Source organism: Paenibacillus sp. LS1 (assembly GCF_026013365.1).
In the GTDB taxonomy this organism is placed as follows: Bacteria; Bacillota; Bacilli; order Paenibacillales; family Paenibacillaceae; genus Paenibacillus.
In genome coordinates this window covers 213,415-231,538 of record NZ_JAPDOE010000005.1, presented here as the reverse complement: position 1 = coordinate 231,538, position 18,124 = coordinate 213,415, and the positions used below count along the sequence as shown (strand labels likewise).

At 39.1% G+C, this 18,124-nt stretch carries 16 protein-coding genes; all 16 read left to right on the top strand.

All coding sequences use genetic code 11. From position 1 onward, the window contains the following. The first annotated feature begins 27 nt into the window (after nucleotides 1–27). The 16 genes from OM416_RS20220 (at nucleotide 28) to OM416_RS20145 (ending at nucleotide 18,057) form a co-directional block, all read left to right on the top strand. The gene (locus OM416_RS20220) at nucleotides 28–762 is read left to right on the top strand and encodes a hypothetical protein (protein WP_264932550.1); all 735 of its coding nucleotides are present in this window, start codon (nucleotides 28–30) and stop codon (nucleotides 760–762) included. A gap of 156 nt (nucleotides 763–918) precedes the next feature. Then, nucleotides 919–1,185 (top strand): helix-turn-helix transcriptional regulator, encoded by a 267-nt coding sequence (locus OM416_RS20215; RefSeq protein WP_264932549.1) that lies wholly within the window; start codon nucleotides 919–921, stop codon nucleotides 1,183–1,185. After that, complete coding sequence (locus tag OM416_RS20210; protein ID WP_264932548.1) at nucleotides 1,166–2,563, top strand: hypothetical protein; 1,398 nt, start codon at nucleotides 1,166–1,168, stop codon at nucleotides 2,561–2,563. The genes OM416_RS20215 and OM416_RS20210 overlap by 20 nt, the downstream gene beginning before the upstream one ends. A gap of 19 nt (nucleotides 2,564–2,582) precedes the next feature. Beyond that, nucleotides 2,583–3,671 (top strand): SAF domain-containing protein, encoded by a 1,089-nt coding sequence (locus OM416_RS20205; protein WP_264932547.1) that lies wholly within the window; start codon nucleotides 2,583–2,585, stop codon nucleotides 3,669–3,671. A gap of 15 nt (nucleotides 3,672–3,686) precedes the next feature. Then, nucleotides 3,687–4,364, top strand: coding sequence for a hypothetical protein (locus OM416_RS20200; RefSeq protein WP_264932546.1), 678 nt, complete (start codon nucleotides 3,687–3,689; stop codon nucleotides 4,362–4,364). Nucleotides 4,365–4,366: 2 nt separating this feature from the next. Beyond that, entirely contained in the window at nucleotides 4,367–5,200 is an 834-nt protein-coding gene (locus OM416_RS20195) for a chromosome partitioning protein ParA (RefSeq protein ID WP_264932544.1), read from the top strand. Further along, nucleotides 5,200–6,975 carry a pilus assembly protein CpaF gene (locus OM416_RS20190; RefSeq protein WP_264932543.1) on the top strand — a complete coding sequence of 592 codons (1,776 nt, stop codon included), beginning with the start codon at nucleotides 5,200–5,202 and terminating at the stop codon, nucleotides 6,973–6,975. Before OM416_RS20195 ends, OM416_RS20190 begins: the two co-directional genes overlap by 1 nt. Nucleotides 6,976–6,979: 4 nt before the next feature. Further along, nucleotides 6,980–9,064 (top strand): hypothetical protein, encoded by a 2,085-nt coding sequence (locus OM416_RS20185; RefSeq protein ID WP_264932542.1) that lies wholly within the window; start codon nucleotides 6,980–6,982, stop codon nucleotides 9,062–9,064. Between the two features lie 17 nt (nucleotides 9,065–9,081). Then, the gene (locus OM416_RS20180) at nucleotides 9,082–9,561 is read left to right on the top strand and encodes an ABC transporter permease (protein WP_264932541.1); all 480 of its coding nucleotides are present in this window, start codon (nucleotides 9,082–9,084) and stop codon (nucleotides 9,559–9,561) included. A gap of 24 nt (nucleotides 9,562–9,585) precedes the next feature. Beyond that, the gene (locus OM416_RS20175; protein ID WP_264932540.1) at nucleotides 9,586–10,062 is read left to right on the top strand and encodes an ABC transporter permease; all 477 of its coding nucleotides are present in this window, start codon (nucleotides 9,586–9,588) and stop codon (nucleotides 10,060–10,062) included. A gap of 67 nt (nucleotides 10,063–10,129) precedes the next feature. Further along, entirely contained in the window at nucleotides 10,130–10,516 is a 387-nt protein-coding gene (locus OM416_RS20170) for a hypothetical protein (RefSeq protein WP_264932539.1), read from the top strand. A 12-nt stretch (nucleotides 10,517–10,528) separates the two neighbouring features. After that, nucleotides 10,529–11,089 (top strand): hypothetical protein, encoded by a 561-nt coding sequence (locus OM416_RS20165; RefSeq protein WP_264932538.1) that lies wholly within the window; start codon nucleotides 10,529–10,531, stop codon nucleotides 11,087–11,089. Continuing rightward, complete coding sequence (locus OM416_RS20160; RefSeq protein ID WP_264932537.1) at nucleotides 11,076–12,092, top strand: hypothetical protein; 1,017 nt, start codon at nucleotides 11,076–11,078, stop codon at nucleotides 12,090–12,092. The genes OM416_RS20165 and OM416_RS20160 overlap by 14 nt, the downstream gene beginning before the upstream one ends. A gap of 87 nt (nucleotides 12,093–12,179) precedes the next feature. After that, nucleotides 12,180–13,517: an S-layer homology domain-containing protein gene (locus tag OM416_RS20155; protein ID WP_264932536.1), complete on the top strand. Its 1,338-nt coding sequence runs from the start codon at nucleotides 12,180–12,182 to the stop codon at nucleotides 13,515–13,517. 9 nt (nucleotides 13,518–13,526) lie between these two features. Then, nucleotides 13,527–16,907 (top strand): DUF5704 domain-containing protein, encoded by a 3,381-nt coding sequence (locus OM416_RS20150; protein WP_264932535.1) that lies wholly within the window; start codon nucleotides 13,527–13,529, stop codon nucleotides 16,905–16,907. An 82-nt stretch (nucleotides 16,908–16,989) separates the two neighbouring features. Continuing rightward, nucleotides 16,990–18,057: a GGDEF domain-containing protein gene (locus tag OM416_RS20145; protein WP_264932534.1), complete on the top strand. Its 1,068-nt coding sequence runs from the start codon at nucleotides 16,990–16,992 to the stop codon at nucleotides 18,055–18,057. The last annotated feature ends 67 nt before the right edge of the window (nucleotides 18,058–18,124 follow it).

Below are 18,124 nucleotides of genomic sequence, written 5' to 3'. Positions count from 1 at the left end.
AATGATATTGGCACAAGGAGGAGCGTTATGATTCAATTTGAAGACTATCTGACTATAGGCAAGGCAGCTGAGAAGCTAAAGGAAAGAAATGTACATGTTCAAATGCCAACACTGCGAAACTGGTTTAATGAATTGGAAAATTTAAAAGTTCATTCACTACCAAGGACAGCAAATAACAAACGAGAACGTGTTTTGAGCCCATTAGAGTTAGATATAGCAGAGTTTATTTATAACTATCGCCAAAAATTCGGTCAAAAGATCTCTATGAGTAGCATTGTTCCAAGTCTGAGGGAAAAATTCGAAAACTTGTATTATGATGACCAGGAAGATGGATCGCCTAGTGATTTAAGTCTTATTGAATTACAGAGCACTATGCTTCAGCAGATTGAGGAACAAGTAGCCTTATTAAAACGTGAACTACATCAAGAAATGATCGAAGAGCTGGAGCGGAGGGAGAAAGCGAAACAACTGGCTCTGCCAGATCCAAGTGAGATAGCTCTTGAAGAAGAGAAAAGGGCTAAGGAACAGGAAAAAATGATACATGAAGCGCAGCTAAACCTTTGGACAACAGAAAATCGTTTGAAGTTAATCTTGAAAAGTGAAGCAGAAGAGCTCTGGAATAAGAATCCTGTAAGAACGGGTATCTTCATTAAGAAAGAAGACGTGGCCAAGAAGATGGAGTTTGTTCAAAAGTATATAGATGATAATAAAGAAGCGCGAATGCATGAGATGAAGAATTCAATGATTGAAAATACGGATTGACAGTCTGTTTAGATTATACTAGGATTATGTCTGTAGCAATTTTGTATAAATATAATATCTAACTGTCATAAAGCGAAGCACGCTGACTAAACCCTATTTGGGTTGGTTGGCGTGTTTTTTTGTTTTTATATGAACATTAAGGGGTGTTTGGTAACGATGATCATCGTAAAACCTTCTGAAAAGCTAAAGGTTTTGAGAACGAGAAGGCATTGGACCCAAGAAGAATTAGCCGAGAAAATTAGAGAAAATGGGCCAAAGGTTTATCAGGGTACGGTAAGTAGATACGAAACAGATAAGGAAGAACCCGATTCAATTGTAAAAGAGACTATTCAAAATATCTTTGGAGAAGAAATTTGGGCAGATGAAAGTAATTCTGAGGTGTCGATAGGGGTGATATACAACGATGCAGAACAACAACGATAAAACTCTACATATTCTGATCGCCTCTCAGAATCCTGAATTCGCGAATAGTTTAAAACTGAATGTGGAGAAGCTTGGCCATAAAGTAGTAGAGACGGTGATGTTGTCTGATCATTTGTTCGAAGCCCTCGAAAACAACAAAGATTTACCACTCGATGGAATTATTATGACCTCTGATTTAGCCCAGAGAGGGAGTGATAAGCGTTTAGATGTTTTGTCTGACACGCTATTGACTGTTCGAAACGAATACAGCTCCATCGCTATAACAATTCTGTCTAACGAATCTGCCGGCCATCCATTTCTTTTTGAGTTAATCAGTTGTGGAATCTACAATATTTTCTTACAACAGTCATCTATCAATGTTCAAGAACTCATCAATAGCTTAGTTACCCCTAAAAACTTTCAAGAGGTATCTCATTATAGAGAGGTTAATGAGTCGATTCGCTGGAGGAAAATTAATAGAGGGGCAAATGAAGTATTAATAAAAAGGGTAGAACAAACGGTTAATGGAACCGAAACCCAGAAGACAACATCTGAATCAACGATACAATTAGAGAACAATACAGCTAATAAGACGGTACCTTCTAAGCGTAATTTAGTCATTGATGATGATATTGAGAATTTTGAAATCGCCTTTCCAGCGGCAAAAGAAAGAATAGTTATTAAGAATAAGATTATTGGGACCGTAGTAATTGGGGTAGTTGGTGTAATCTCCGGAATTGGAACTACACATTCAGCTATTTCACTGAGTGGTTTCTTATCTAGAAAGGGAAATAGGGTAGCCTTAGTTGAATGCAATCGAAGCGAGGACTTTGATTACATAGAACTGACCTATGAAGGTATCAAAGACGGAAATTATTCTTTACAAACAAGCAGTTTTCAAATTGATGGAGTTGATTATTTTAAATCAACCCACATGCAAGAAGACATTGTATCTTTACTTTCACAAGATTATAACTTTGTTGTCTTAGATTTAGGGAATTACAGAGACACATCCTATTTTGAAGAATTTCTACGTGCAGACATTCAAATCGTAGTTGGAAGTGGCATTGAATACAAACTGAGACATCTTAAAGACTTTTTCCTGGAGAATGAACATGTCGACAACAGCTTCAAATGGAACGTATTTCTCCCTTTAACTGATAATCAGACAAAGAATGACGTGACTAATGATCTCTCATTAGAGAAAGTACACGTTATACCTCAACACATCGATCCTTTTAAATCGCGTAAGGAATTGGATCTCATCTTTGAAGAAGTTATTGAGGCAACATCTGACCAAAACCTGGCTTTGAAGAGCAAACATAAGAGAACCTTAATAGCCTTGGGTATTTGCATCATAGTTACCATTGTTTTGCTAATTAAAATGATCTACTCATAACGAGAGGGGAAATTATCAAATGTCTAAAATAAGACAAAGAACAAAACATTTACTTTTAGCGGGTCTAGTTGGAGTGGTGGTTACTGGAGCAGCTAGCACAGGCATTATCGCTTTTAACAGTATTCAACATAAGAAAGAACAGATCGAACTTCGAAAAACCTATCAAGCTCAGGTTGATAAGATGGAAGCTGAAATGAGAGCAGAGCAAGCAAAGAAAGTGATGATCTATCAATTGAAGCGGAACTTGAAGGCAGGAGATAAAATCCGCAAAGATGACCTGCTACAAAAAGAGATCAGCATGGAAGATGCCCCAGAGGATAGCATTACCGATATCAAACAGATTGTAAGCAAAATTATCAAGATTCCTGCTGCGAAAAATACAACTATTATCCCGAGTATTTTATACAGTGAAGGGGTTACTCCTAATGATTTGAGGTACCAAGAGTTTAATGTCATGAAATTGCCGTCTGATTTGACTCAAGATCAATTCGTGGATGTCCGGATTAATTTCCCTACTGGACAAGATTACATTGTACTTAGTAAGAAAAAGGTGAAAAAGTTGGCTGGCGCTTCAGGGACTGTGTGGTACGAAATGAATGAAAGTGAAATTCTGACCATTTCCAGTGCGATTGTGGATGCATTCATAAATGGCGGAAAGATCTACGCTTTAAGTTATGTTGATCCTGAGTTCCAAGACAAGGCACAAACGACCTATCCTGTGAATTCTGAAGTAATGCAACTCATGCAAAATGATCCTAATATTCTGGCAGTGGCCAAAATGGGATTGAATAGACAGATGCGTGAGCAACTTGAAAGGGATCTCAAGAAGGTGGATGAAGTGGATAAAATGAAATACACCACCGGGGATCTTAGTTATGAAGTGAATAATAACAATGCCCAAGTCTCAGCAGAAGATGGGGGATATGGAACCATGAACGGAACTAATATTTCAGAAAGTAATTCGTCTAATAACGCGAAAAGTACACCTGATGCGACACCGGTTACTGAGAATAAGGCAGACATTGTACAACCAGCAACCGATAACACGATTCCAACAGATAAACAAGACGATATATTCCAACAAAATACGGATTCTGTGAATCCATAAGGAAGGAAGATTCCATTGAAAAAAGTTCTGTTTATTGGTTCCTCTGATAAATCAAAAGTACTCTTGAACTTAATTAATGTAGTATCCAATACCGGTCTAAAGTCGTTGCACATTGATGGGAGCACCTCCTCATATCTGAACCACGTTGTTCCGGATATTGGGGGGAAGCTTAACAAAATCGAATTCTCTGGATTTGATTGTGCTTTGAATCACCGGACATTAAAAGAAGCTAAAACAGATGGGTACGATTACGTTCAGATTGAAACGGATAGCAGCACCTTTTTAAAAGGTGCTTCATTGAAGGAATTCGATCATATATACATCATAACCAGTTTTGATCGTAGCGATCTCTCTAAGACCAAAACCTTAGTTGATGAAATTATTGCTGCACAAGAAAAAGCAACCTATTTAATGAAGCTAATTATTCACCCTTATGTTTCAACGCACATGGATGAGGATTACGTGTATGACTTCCTGAATAATGATTACATTCTTCGTTCTGACGATTTTTACACTTTTGAATTTAACGAGCTGGATTATTTACGTGCTGTAGAAAATAGTCACAGCGAAAAGGTTAATTTGAAAAAGTATTCAAGAGGATACCGGAAAACATTGGAATCATTGATTGGTGACATTGAACCAACCAGCTCCAAAGAAGTGGCAAGTGCTTTCAGCAAAGCACGGAGAGGATAATTATGACAACAATTGCATTCTGGGGACCACGTCATGGTCAAGTAGCAACAACTTCAAACCTGATTGCCGTATCGACAGGAATCGCGATGAAACATCAGTTGAGCACGCTGGTCAGTCATACTCACTGGACTCGCTCAACACTGGAAGTTGCCTTCAAGAAGCTGGAGTCTAGTAAGGATCTACAACTCACATTTTCAGATTTTGGGATTGATTCTTTAGAAAGATTAGCAAAGAGCCACCGTCTGAATGCAGAGTCCATTCGTTCAAACACTGCTCCTTTAATACAAGGGAAACTGGATTTACTACACGGGACAAGCAAACCTGATGAACATTCACATCAGCAAATTTCAAATGCGATGCCTACAATTCTTAATGAGGCTGACAAAGCATATGATATGACCTTTGTCGATGTAAATAGTGGCAGCGGAAATCAGTTGTCAAATGTGGTTCTGAATTCGAGTGATCTGGTCGTTGTCTGTTTGAATCAGAACGTATCGCTATTGGACAACTTCTTCAATAAGACAGAATATCACGAAGTCCTTAATGATAAAAAATTCATTATCGTCCTTGGTAACTATCATGCTGATTCCAAGTATTCAGCGAAAAATATTGCTCGGAAATACGGTGTGAAACAGAAAATTCACACCGTACCACATTGCAGTCCATACATGGATGCCATCAATGACAGAAATGTTCTAGATTTCTTTTTGCGCAACCGTAACGTCAATAAGAAGCATGAGACATGGGAGTTTTTCAATAGCTCCGCAGCATTAGGGAATGCAATTATTGCGACACTTGGCCTTAAGGGTGATCAGCAGGAGGAGGGAGAAGAATAATGCCATCACCACAAGCAGTCAACATATTCGTGATTGTGATAATTACTCTTTTGGGTGCGTACTTCCTTTATCATAAATTCACCGAAAAGAAGGGTGTTACCCATAAAGTTGATCCGAAAATTGCTAAGTATTCATTGATCAAAATTAGGGAGTACATACTGGAAACCTTTAATAAATTCACGAATGTTGACCTCAATGATATGAGGTTAACCGATGAAGAGTACTCACGTTTGAAGAGTAAACGGTTGGAACTGAAAAGTGCCTTAAAGGGTTGTAGTAACGGTGATCTGAATGACAAGACCTATGTGAAAACGTTCATCTATGACGCTTTGAATAAAACCTATGATCTCAATGAAACGAATATTAACTTAGTCATTCCCTTCGACAATAGAAAAAAACTATCCATTCAAGATAAGTTCGAGATTCTCTTATTCAAGTACAAGAAAAAATATGGATTTGATGCGTTAACACGATTAATTCTGGACCATAACTTAGATGAATTGAAATCAGAAATTGAGAATGGAGAAACGGAGTCTTACATCATTAATGAGCAAGAAATCTCTGATATCTTCAATTATGAATACAAAAATCTGACTTTTGATGAGAAACTTCAGATCATCGTACAACGAGTCTACCAAAACATGAAGGGCTTCGGCGTGATTGATGAGATAAGAGACATGCGGATTGACGGTGTATCTGGAGGTGTATCCGGTATACCTGAATCATTTATGCATGTGGTAGGTGATTATGATTCTTACTCTCAGCAACTAAAACCTTCAACTGAACCGAAGGCTAGTGATAGTGTCTGGATCTTCTTCGGAGGTAAGCTCATCAACTTGGCCTTTCTATCCTTTGGATCAGAACATGAACTCAGACGGGTTGGTCAGACCATTTATAAGCATAATAATCCTGGTCAACTTTCTGAAAGTAACGGTTATAAAGTGAACGATATGAAAGATGGAAGTCGTGTTGTTGTTGTAAGACCAAAACTAGCTGAGACGTGGGCTTTCTTCGTTCGTAAATTCGATTCCAATATCTCCACGTTGGAGACCATTATCACGGACAAAAATGCACAGCTACCCATTAATCTTCTGATGTTTCTTACCAAAGGAGAACGAATTACTGCAATAACAGGTCCTCAGGGATCTGGTAAAACTACGATGCTTATGGCTATGATCAAACACATTTACGGTTGGCATTCCTTACGTGTTCAAGAAATGGCTTTCGAGCTCAGATTACGTAAGATTTACTCTCAACGGAACATTTTGAGTTTTAGAGAAACAGACACTGTTTCGGGCCAAGAAGGTCTGGACCTTCAAAAGAAAACAGATGGTGCAGTAAATATCTTGGGTGAGGTTGCTTCCGATCCTGTAGCTGCTTGGATGATTCAGATGGGGCAGGTAGCGAGCTTGTTCACACTTTTCACACACCATGGAAAGACATTTAATGATCTCGTATTTTCCCTACGTAACTCATTGTTGAAACAAAATATCTTTAATAATGAACGAATCGCTCAGGAGCAAGTCATGCAAGTCATAAATTTCGATATTCACCTAAGAAAAGATTTTGATGGGCACCGTTACATTGAGCGTATTACCGAAACAGGCACAGATCTTGATGCTAAAGAGCTGGGGAGTAATGTTATCGAGTATAAAGATGGGGAATACGTAGTCGGTTCTGCGCTATCGGAGAAGAGCATCTCTGAAATGAAAGATAGAATGACTCCATCGGATGCTGAGAAATTTTCTGCTTTCTTGAAGGAAAATTGGGGGTGATTAGATGATCACTATATTAATTTATGTGGCTGCAGCTTGTCTGATCATACCTTTGATCCTCATTATGATTCAAAAATTCATAGGAAGAAAAATAGAGTCTAGTGCAGAGTTGCAAGAAGAGAATCTATTCCGTGATCTGATTAATCCGAAGAAGACAGGATTAAAGAAAAAAATTGATGTTTTCTTTGATCGGCTTTATTTAGGAACATACCGAAGAATAGCGCATCTTCCTTTTGTTAATCGTTATGTGAAAAGTGTACGCAGAAAAATTACGAATGTTCATGCTTATGACGAAATGACGCTGCGGAAACAAATCATGAAAATTGTTTACACATCGCTAATTTTGGTCATGTTTACATTGCTGTTTCTCATCTTTATGAATCAGGATCTCCTAACTTCGTTTCTGATCCTTTTAGGCGCACTGGTTATACACGGTCACCTCATGCACAGATTCATTAATCGAGTGGAAGATCGTCTGATGCAACAAATGTCTGATTTGACCTCTGACGTGCGATATCACTTTCACCGCCATTCTATGGTGGATGAAGCGATATATGATGCAGCTGAAGCGAATTCAAATGAAGTTGCTCTACATGCTAATCGGATTTATGGAATTCTTGGATCACCCGAACCGGTTAAGGCCCTTGAAGAATACTACGAAGTGGCACCCAATCGATTCTTAAAAATTTTCGCTGGACTAACATTCCTGACTAAAGAGTTCGGGGATAAAAAATTGAAAGATGGTTCATCGCGCTTTCTATCAGCGTTGGATAAGTTAAAAAAAGAGATCAATTTAGAAATAATCCGAAGACAACAGCTCAATTACCATCTAAGTTTTTTAACGGTCATTGCCGTTGCACCGGTATTGTTTGTTAAACCTATTGAGGATTGGGCGAAAAGCAGTTTCCCAACCATGACAGAGTTCTACACATCAAAATTGGGATTCATAATGAAGCTCGTCATCTTTCTTGTTATCTTACTGGGTTACATCCTTGTTAAAAAACTGCAAGAGACGAACGAGGGCAAATATGTAGCCAAGTTAAAGAGGTTTAAGTGGGAGAAACGGTTGTATGAGTTTGCACCTATTCGTTTCATCGTTGATAGATTGATGCCACCTGAGAATAAAAAACCTAAGCTTATCAAACTTCTTAAAGAGTCAAATTCACCTTTACCACTTGAATGGTTTTATATTCATAGGATTGTTCTTTCGGTTGTTATGTTCATTGTTCTTCTCTCATCATTCATATACATGCATTCATTCTCTGCGCATAACACGTTATACGCACCTACGAAGACGGATGTTATCTTCGGGGAGTTGAATGAATTTGAGAAAGAAAAAGCGATCCAGGCAACGGATCTTGATCGAAGAATTATTCTGCAGATGAAGGGGGTGAAAGATAATTTAAGCGATCGTATCCGGTTAGCAATTCAAAAAGAAGTACCCGATGCAGATGAAAAGTATATAGATTCAACGTTAGTCAGAATCTTGAATAAGCATCTGCTTTTTGAAAATGAATACTTGAAATGGTGGGAGTTTCTCATTGCGTTGCTTGTCGGTATTTTCTCTTACCACATACCGGTTATTGTGTTGGCCTTCCAGAGTAGATTGAGAAGGATGGACATGCAGAATGAAGTAGAACAATTGCACTCGATTATTTCTATGCTCTCTGAGATTGAACGAATTTCCGTAGAGACTATATTAGAGTGGATGGAGCGGTTTTCTACTATATTCAAAGAACCCCTTCAAAAGTGTTTGTTGCACTATGATGCTGGTCACGTAGAGGCATTAGAACAATTAAAAGAAGACGCACCTTTCACTTCATTTGTTCGCACGGTGGAACGACTGGAAGTATCCGTTATGCAGATTCCTGTGAATGAGGCATTTGAGGATTTGGAAACGGATCGGGCGTTTAACTTTGAACAACGAAAACAGGATTACGAAAAAGTGATTGATTCAAAAAAAGAGTGGGGGCGTAACATTGGCTTTGCACCACTCTACGCTTTGGTATTTTTGTACCTGGTCTTACCGTTGGTATACATGAGTTTTACTCAGATGACCAGTTACTATGACAAAATTACAAACTTATAAACGGGAGTGAATGATTCATGAATAATGCTTCATCAGCTTTAAAAGTCGCGGCCGGTATCTTTCTAACGATTGCATTGATCACTATTGTCGTATTGTTGTTCGTCTCTGCTCAAGAAGCAACCAAAACAGCTCAAAATAATTTCTCGGAGATTCAGACTGAATTGTCTCAAGCATCATACGCGGTATATGACGGCACTACGATTTCAGGCAGTCAAGTTCTCAACGCAACTCGGAAATATGCATCAAGAGAGCAGTTTGGAATTCAGATCAAGACAGGTAAAAACACTGCAGGTACTTGGTACAACAAGGTAGTTAACGTGACTGACCCAGTCGGATCTACAACCTACGGCTCTATTTCAGGCTCCGCTTCAGGCGTTGTCGCTAATACTGCAGCAGATTCTCACAATGAGTATGTTAATCCAAGCGGTACGTTCAAATCTTCTCTTGTATATGACAAAAGTGGAGTCGTTCGAGGATTGGTATTTGTACAACAATAATTTAATTCATGGGGGGAATTAGAAATGAATAACGCTTCATCTGCTCTTAAAGTCGCAGCGGGTATCTTTTTAACGATTGCCTTAATCACCATCGTAGTGCTGTTGTTTGTTTCAGCACAAGAAGCAACCAAAACAGCTCAAAACAACTTCTCCGATATTCAAAGAGAACTGTCACAAGCTACTTTCACCGTTTATGACAGTACGACCGTATCTGGGAACCAGGTGCTTAATGCATTGCGTAAGTACTCAAATAAAGATCAGTTTGGTATTCAAGTCATCACTGGTAAAAATGCAACTGGAGCTTGGTATAACAACATGGTAAACCTCACCACTGGTTCACCGACATACGGAGCCATTACAACGGGGACTGCAACAGGTACACTCGCAAAAGCAAGTGATGAAGCTTCTAACGATTATGTAAATCCTTCAGGTAATTTCGAGTCAAAAATTGTTTATGATGGCAACAACGTGGTTCGTGGAATTACATTTGTACAGAAATAAAAATAATGAGTGGTGGGCAATACCCTTGCTTGCCACTCCCTATTTTTAACAAGGAGGATTGCTGCACTTGACCAACCATATCCGAAGTTGGCTGTTCCTCGGGTCCATGTCCATCTTATTCGTAATTGGATTAGCTACAGCCATAAATTTGAGCAATGAGACCAAAAATGTTTTAAAACTCGTGAGTATCAACAAACAGGAACAAGATAGAACCACATACACTGACTTAAAGATTCCGGAACAGTCTGTAATATTCAGCAGTGAGGTAGCTCTTACTATAGCCCAGATTCCAGATACACATATTGATGTGGAGGTTAACGGAATTTTATTTTCTAAAACACTAGAGTTTGAAGATATCGACTTAACGAAAGTACCTTCTGACAAGAAATTTATTGCTAATTATGAAAGAAACACTGCAGGTGAAATAACCAAAGTGAAATATACAGCACAATAAGATGGGTGGACAATGATGATAAATTCGGTTAGTAAGATATTGGCTGCAATTCTAGCTGTAATTCTGATGTATGTTTTTCCGCTGGACAATTCTGCTCAGAAACAGGATGATTTATCCTTTTTAGTAGCATTCAAATCGGTTACAAATTTTGTTGACTCGGTGAGAGACAAAGGATATATCACACCGACTATGTACAATGATTTTTTTGAAGAGCTATCTACCACTGGTAATACATATGAGGTTACCATGTACCATAAACATAAAACCTATGATCCCAATTACGACAACATGACAAACCCCAATAGCCCTGCATTTTTGGGTGGGTTCACATTAAACTATGATGAGTTTTTTAATGATCAAATTATGCCGGTTCTTTTTCCTACAAATGTGAAGACCAAGGATGATCCGAGTCGTTGGTACAAGCTATCCAAAGGTGACTATTTTTCAGTTCAAATAAAAAACACGAATCGGACACCAGCACAAATCATGAGGGACTTTTTCACAAATAGTAACACGACAGACGCAAAAATTAATATCCCTTATGGGGGGATGATAAGCAATGAAGATTACTAATTTTGCCGTGCTAGCAATCATTATCATTCTACCTTTTATTATCATAAACACTTTTAACATTGAAGCACAAAAGAAAGCACTGTTCTTAGAAACAAGGTATAACGCTGCGATCGATGCTGCGACTCAAGATGCAACACTGATGCTTTTAAACAATGCTTCTCAAGGATCAGAATCATTATACGAATCTGCAAAAAATGTTCGTGTTAACAAAGAGGCTGCTGCCGAGGCCTTCTTTCAAACCATGTATTTAAACTTTGATGTGCAAGACGATCCATACGCTCAGGGAACTCTAAATAGATATGTACCGGCCTTAGTCGTCATTGGTTACGATGGTTACTATATCTTGTCTGAAAAAGAGTTTGCAGATGCAACGGGTCAGAAAGCACTAAAACATGTTTGGTCAGTTAAGAAACCTTACAGTTACAAGGATGAGAAAGGAAACCTTATATCCTTCACGCTGGACGATTATGTGACGATGTTCGATCCCACAACAAAAGAATTGAAGAAGGGCTACTTGTTTGATGTCAATTCCGATAGTGGCCAAAAATTTGTTGCTGAGATGTGGAACGGCAACACTTCGTCTTTGATTCAAGACCCCAAACGTTTTGACACTGTAAGACGTAGCACAATTGTTTCACTTATTCAGCAAGATCTACAGTATGAAATCAACAAACACAATACGCTGGTGAAACGTTACGGTGTAACGTACACATTCACACTACCTTCAATTGATCAAGAAGAATGGAATAACACAGTGGATGATGTTGGGGTGTTATCTTTCGTACAAGGTATTCCAGTAGGAACGGAATACTACAATAACTATGCACTAGGTGGGGCGCGTATTATTCAAAAACCTTCTATTGTAGGGATAACAGCAAACGGAATTAAATACTATTATGATCGGACAGCATGCAAATCATCGTATGTGACTGAGGAGACTTTTACATCAAAGAAAGAAGCCGCTCAAGAAGGTTATCATCCGTTGAGCTGTTCAAATAAATAAATCTCTCGTCGTTGGACACAGATACTGGTACAAGTTACTATTGGATTACCAACATACTAATCATTAGGAAATGAGGACAGGACTAATATGAAGAAAGTACTTCTTGCATCTACCGCAGCTTTAACTATACTTTCAGCAAGTACCTTACAAGTTAGCAACGTTTATGCTTTGGAAAAAGAAAGTATCACAGATACGCTGCTGGGTGCTTCAGACAAGTTGAAGGATGGTGCAACACAGATTGTCAGTGCAGTTGTTGCTACCTTTAAAGATATCAAAGGACACTGGGCAGAATCTAGCATTCTTGCGGCTATTAAACAGGGGATCGTCAGTGGTTACCCTGATGGCTTGTTCTACCCGAATAACAAAGTTACACGTGCAGAGTTTATTAAACTCACTGTAGGCTCATTGGGCTATGAGGTTGGTACAACAAATGGCGGTGCTTGGTATGGTCCTTATGTTAGTACTGCTAAGGCCAACAATCTGTATAATGAGTCGGATTTCCCTTCAAGTGATTGGTCTAAACCAATGACTCGTTTAGAAATGGTGCATGTGGCTGTACGTGCGATTAATAAAACAGCAGCTAATGACAAGGAATTCATGTACATAGCCGTAAAAAATGGTCTGATTTCAGGTGTTGGTAACGGTAAACTCGACCCCGATGGTACTACGACCCGTGCACAGGCTTTGACGGTCATCGATCGCATTAACAAGGTCAGAAACGGAGAAACGTTGAAAGTAGACGCAGTGGCATTAGCGAATGCAGAAAAAGCAATGAACGCCAAAACCGATTTCTGGGGACATGTGATCCGTACAACCAATCTCCCAAAAAACGCGAAGAATTATCCGTATATCCTTGAAGAATATCCAAATGAAATGTACGAAATGAAGCCATACCAAACTATTGATACAAATTCGATGCAACTATCAAAGAATGATATTGCTTACAATTCAAAACCAACATTAGATCTATGGAAGAAAACGACCGAGGCTTATTACGGTCAAATTCTAAATGTTGACTACAGAACAATTGACGAAAAGTGGGCAACTAAGGCTTTTTCAAATGCAAATCAATCCAGTCGAGTAATGCTTGCTGACATGAAAAGGTACGTACAGTATGTAAAAAGCAACAAAATCATTATTACAGGGAATGTTGTTGCTGAGCCCTCGATGGTAATGATGTCTAAAAGGTTTGGAGAATACTACATCCGAATTAAATTTGAATTCACCCTAAAAAACTTTAATAAATATGAAAGTGTAATGTTCGATCCATTCATCGGTGATCATTCAATTAAATTCAAGAAGGGTACGCGGTACGAGGGTTATGCAGATATTCCTCTAACGACCAATGCAAATGATTTTGATTTAAAAGTTGGTGGATTGACCTCACTGTTCAACTTTGGGTCCATAGTTCGCGTGGCAAAGTAGGTAAACCACATGACAAAAAGTAACATGAGATTTTTATTTGTGATTGTTTCTATCGCTCTTATTATGGAATTGATGGTTGGTTTGCTACCCTTGGGCAAGGTATCTGCTGCAGACGATCCGATTTCAATTCCATATGAAAATATTTCCTATGGGCCAGACGGAATGATACGATTCACAACTGTCTCTACTGAAGCAACAAGTAGTATTAAGTATAAGACAGTAGGTTTCACAATCACGCGAAATGCACGCTGCACAAGTACTGATTGTGCGCCCCAAAGTGGTGGATCATTCGGAGAAGTGAGAATTGAGCAAGATGGGCCTGGAGTAAGTTTACCAGGTGGAAAAGTTAGAACTGCTTTTAAAATTCCTGCTGAGAAAGTAAACGATGCTCTTGAGGATGCTGGACTAGGATCTATGGAGGGAAGTGGACAGATCTGGCTAAGTGCTATCTTTCGAGTAATGCACGGAGCAAATGAGGTGAACCGAGATCATAAGACACTTCAAAGTATTAAGAATGCTGAAGGCTGGGCTGATCCAGGGGGATTCAGACAGTATTATGATATTCCATTAGTTGTTAACCCCTATTACCCTGTAACAAAAATTTATCGTACTGTCGATGCCGAGGAAATTTTAACAGAAAAAGTTGATAACCCTGGTCAGCTACCTGATAAAAATTGGCCATTGGGCAAACCAGTGAGAGTTATTTTAGATAAAAAGACACCATTTAATGGTGGTGAGTATGTACTAGTAAAATCGTACATACAGTCAAAGAGGAAATTAAATGAACAGAATTTTGTCCAGACTGGTCAAGCTGATCCAGACAGTGGCACGGATACGTCATTAAATTCAAGGAATTTCACAAACTATCTTGGAGGTACCAATGTAGTAGGGGTTTATCGAAAAGTTAGTGGCTGTACTATTGATCCATCAACTGGTGAGTGTGAGGTTCCTAGCTGTGCAACTGATCCTAACCGACCGGAATGCCAACCTATTACCGTTGGATGTACACCTCCGTCAAAAGGAACAACGATTCAATCACCGGCAACTGCAATGAATCCTCGAACTTCTGCAGTGATTAAAGCTGATAATAGAGGAGCAGAAAAATTTGATGTTTCTAAAGGTATTCCTACTTCCGAAACACTTTTTGGTCAAGTTAACGCCTTAAATTATCTATTTAAAAATGAGTTTGCAAATTACACAGGGTCTTGTACCTACAAAGTAACTGTCACTAAACTCTATATTAAGGTAAAACAAATTCCTGCTGTACCTGGTACGGGACCTAATAATCCTGGAACACCGGCACGTGAGGAACGAACTCCGGAACCAGTAACTAAGGAAATTGAAGTCAAACGTAATTATTCATACTGGCAAGTAGACAATCTAGAAGTGTACAAAATCAAAGAAGCGAACTTATCTAACTATGCTTTGCCAAATGGATCTGTTAAATTAACTCCGAATGGCTATACACCACCATTTGTTTCTGTCACTAACAGTACAGAACTTCGGGAACATATTGTAGACCCTCCGCTGCCTACAGTTAATTTAGGTTCGCAAGAGGTAGGGGAGACAGTACCTGACGAGTCGGGGTTATTTAAGTCGGCTGCAGAAGCACAAACAGGGAAAATCAAAGTGAAAAATGACACTCTCGTGTTCGAGAATTCAAGGGTTATGGATGGAAGCTATTATGAAGAAACTGGGCCAACACCTGGTACCATTCCTGCATCGACAATGATTAATCAGAATGTGCTCTACGGTAAGGATTATTTGATCAGTAACACGTTGATCAATAAAGCCGATACGGAGAGTACCGGAGATATCCATTATGAAGTGATTACACCAGGAAACATTAATGGTGGTTCACCTCAGAAGTTTGATATTAATGGAATTAACACGGTCACAGTACACACACCGGTTGTCATCTACGCTTCGACTTCTGATGACCGAGCTCACAACCAGAAGACGATACCTGCGACTGCTCGGAACTCAACCATTTTAGATCGACCATTTACGGTGAGTATGCCAACGAATGGCCAGCATCGAAATATTCTGGGTTATGGCAATCGGGATTATGCGAAGTACGTGCGTGATAAACAGGTGTACTTCCCATTCGATGTATACAGTGGAGATAAATCTAAGTTTTATCCTAAGGGAACCTGGATCTCAATACCGGTTGCTCAAGAAACTCAGACGTTCTTCTTACCAGTTTGGGTTGATGAGGGCTACTATGATGTGTTATTCCGGACAATCGCTGAGAATGCCCCATCTAACTTTACAACGGAGTCTCAAGCAAACCTTAATCTGGCTAATCACGTAGCAACGGACTCAGTTCCTATTGATGTTGTAGGACGCGTCTATGATTTCCATGTTACAGATATTGCTGATTTCAATTGGGAGACTTTTTTCCGGAAAGCCAAAGGAAGCAGTACACCAACAGGTAACAGCTTCTGGGTTGGTGGAAAAGGAATAGATGGAGCCAATAGAACAAGTGCGAACAACTTTGTTCTTCCTGTTCGCCAGGGGAGTAACCCGATCAAGGGGCTTCAAAATATAACAGTGAAGACAGGTTATACTTTCAAATTTGATCTTAAAACAAAAGGGAACATGTTTGATGATAAAGACGGTGTACGCGTAACTCCGGAATTCTACTTTGTCTCGAGAGACGGGAAAAACCGTAGATTGGTGGATCTCTACTATCACTCAGATAAGGCGAAGTTCATCAAAGTTGGCACGACAGCCGATGTAGAGAAGCGTAATGTCACCCTAAACTCAAGACTTCGGAATGTGCCTCAACAAAGCATTGTTAATACGTCCAGTACGTTGTGGGAAATGTTTGCAAGCTCAAGAGGCTGGTCTACACCTAAGCAAAAATACATGCAAGATTATTTAAAGAATACTTCAAAGGCCACTTATGTTGGTGGTTACGATGTACAAATTCTAACCGCGCCTTTACGCACTTTTATTGGCACAATGAATAATCTACCTGGTGGAGTAGACATCTATAAAGCGAATGCTTCTGTACAGCAGTGGTATGGTGAGTACAGCTTGCCGGCGGCGGTGTACGCAGTCCCGAGAGGAACTAACCTAGCATCCTATGGAGGTAAATTAGATGATAAATCTAAAGTATTCCTGAAAGATGGTTATATTGTTGTGAATTTCACAGTGGATACCATCAGAAATGGGGATACGTCTAAGCCTCATTTACAGTACATTCGTAGACCTGGTTCAAGCTTCTACGGAACGTATAATAATCAGTGGAGAGATATGGAAGGATTCAGTTCGTCATTCACAACACCATATGGAGTGAACTTTAGCTCTATTGATGGTGATGTTATGTACTATGATGCGAACAAATCATCATACGATGACTTCAACAGTTCTGGCACGCATTAAACATAATAAAGAATCAGTGGAAGCACCACTAGACCAATTTTGGTTTAGTGGTGCTTCTTTTGGTTACTAGGAGTGGAATCGTTTGAATGGTATATCACTGGGCACAGGTTTTTTGTTCACAATACCCGTAGTATTAATCATTGCTTATGTTACTTTTCAATTGTACCAAGTGAGAAGAAAACCATATTTACCATTGTTGATTGTATCTACGGTCTGGATGTTTTTTCAGTTCATCGGCATTACACTGTATGCATTTAGTGATTCATCTTGGAAGATTTCATTAACCATGACTCTTATTTTCTTAGTTATGTTATCCCATCTTTATTGGGAACAAAAAAACACCGAGAGATATATTGGCTATGGTTTACTCCTTGTAGCCTTCTGCTTATCATTCACCCCATTCAACATCATTTATGGTTTAATGGGTATTGTCATAAGCGGGTACTTGTTGTACCAAGCCAATGGGAACTATCGACATCTTCGAAAATTATGTACTACAGCTGGTTTGCTCTCACTCACGTTTTTCGAGATAATCTTGTATTTTGTTTTAAATGGGAATGTTCTAATTGCTATAATGGTGGTTATGACTTATGTGGGGATTCATATCGCTTTGTTTATGACATTGCAGGATCGTTTAGTAAGGTTACTGATAAACAGCTATCATGCTTCGTTAGTAGACCATCTAACGGGATTATATAACAAGAAAGAATTTAGAAAACGAACAGCAAAATTAATCGAGGATGCCGATGAAAGCGTCTATGTTATATTCTGTGATATTGATAACTTTAAAACAGTGAATAGTACCATGGGGCATGTCAAAGCAGATGAAATACTGAAAAAAGTTTCTCATATTATAAGGGACGAAGTGATAGAAATCGGTATAGCAGCAAGATATGGGGGAGAGGAGATCGTAGCTCTACTAGAATCGGATGATCCAAATGTCGTGAAGGTCATTTCAGAAACGATCTTAAAAAGAGTGTCCGCGGAAACGGAGGTTACACTAAGCATAGGGTATGCAAGAGGTAGTGACGATATTACAGAAGAGCAGTTGATCATCAATGCTAATCAAGCGATGTTTAATTCGAAAACTACAGGGAAAAATAGAGTGACTAGCTACCAGGGACTGAGGTCAGAAGGTATGATGAACTAGAATTAAAATCTTATTTCACGTATAATACGAGTAGCGGAAGCACCGCTTAAATTGGGCCTAATAGCCT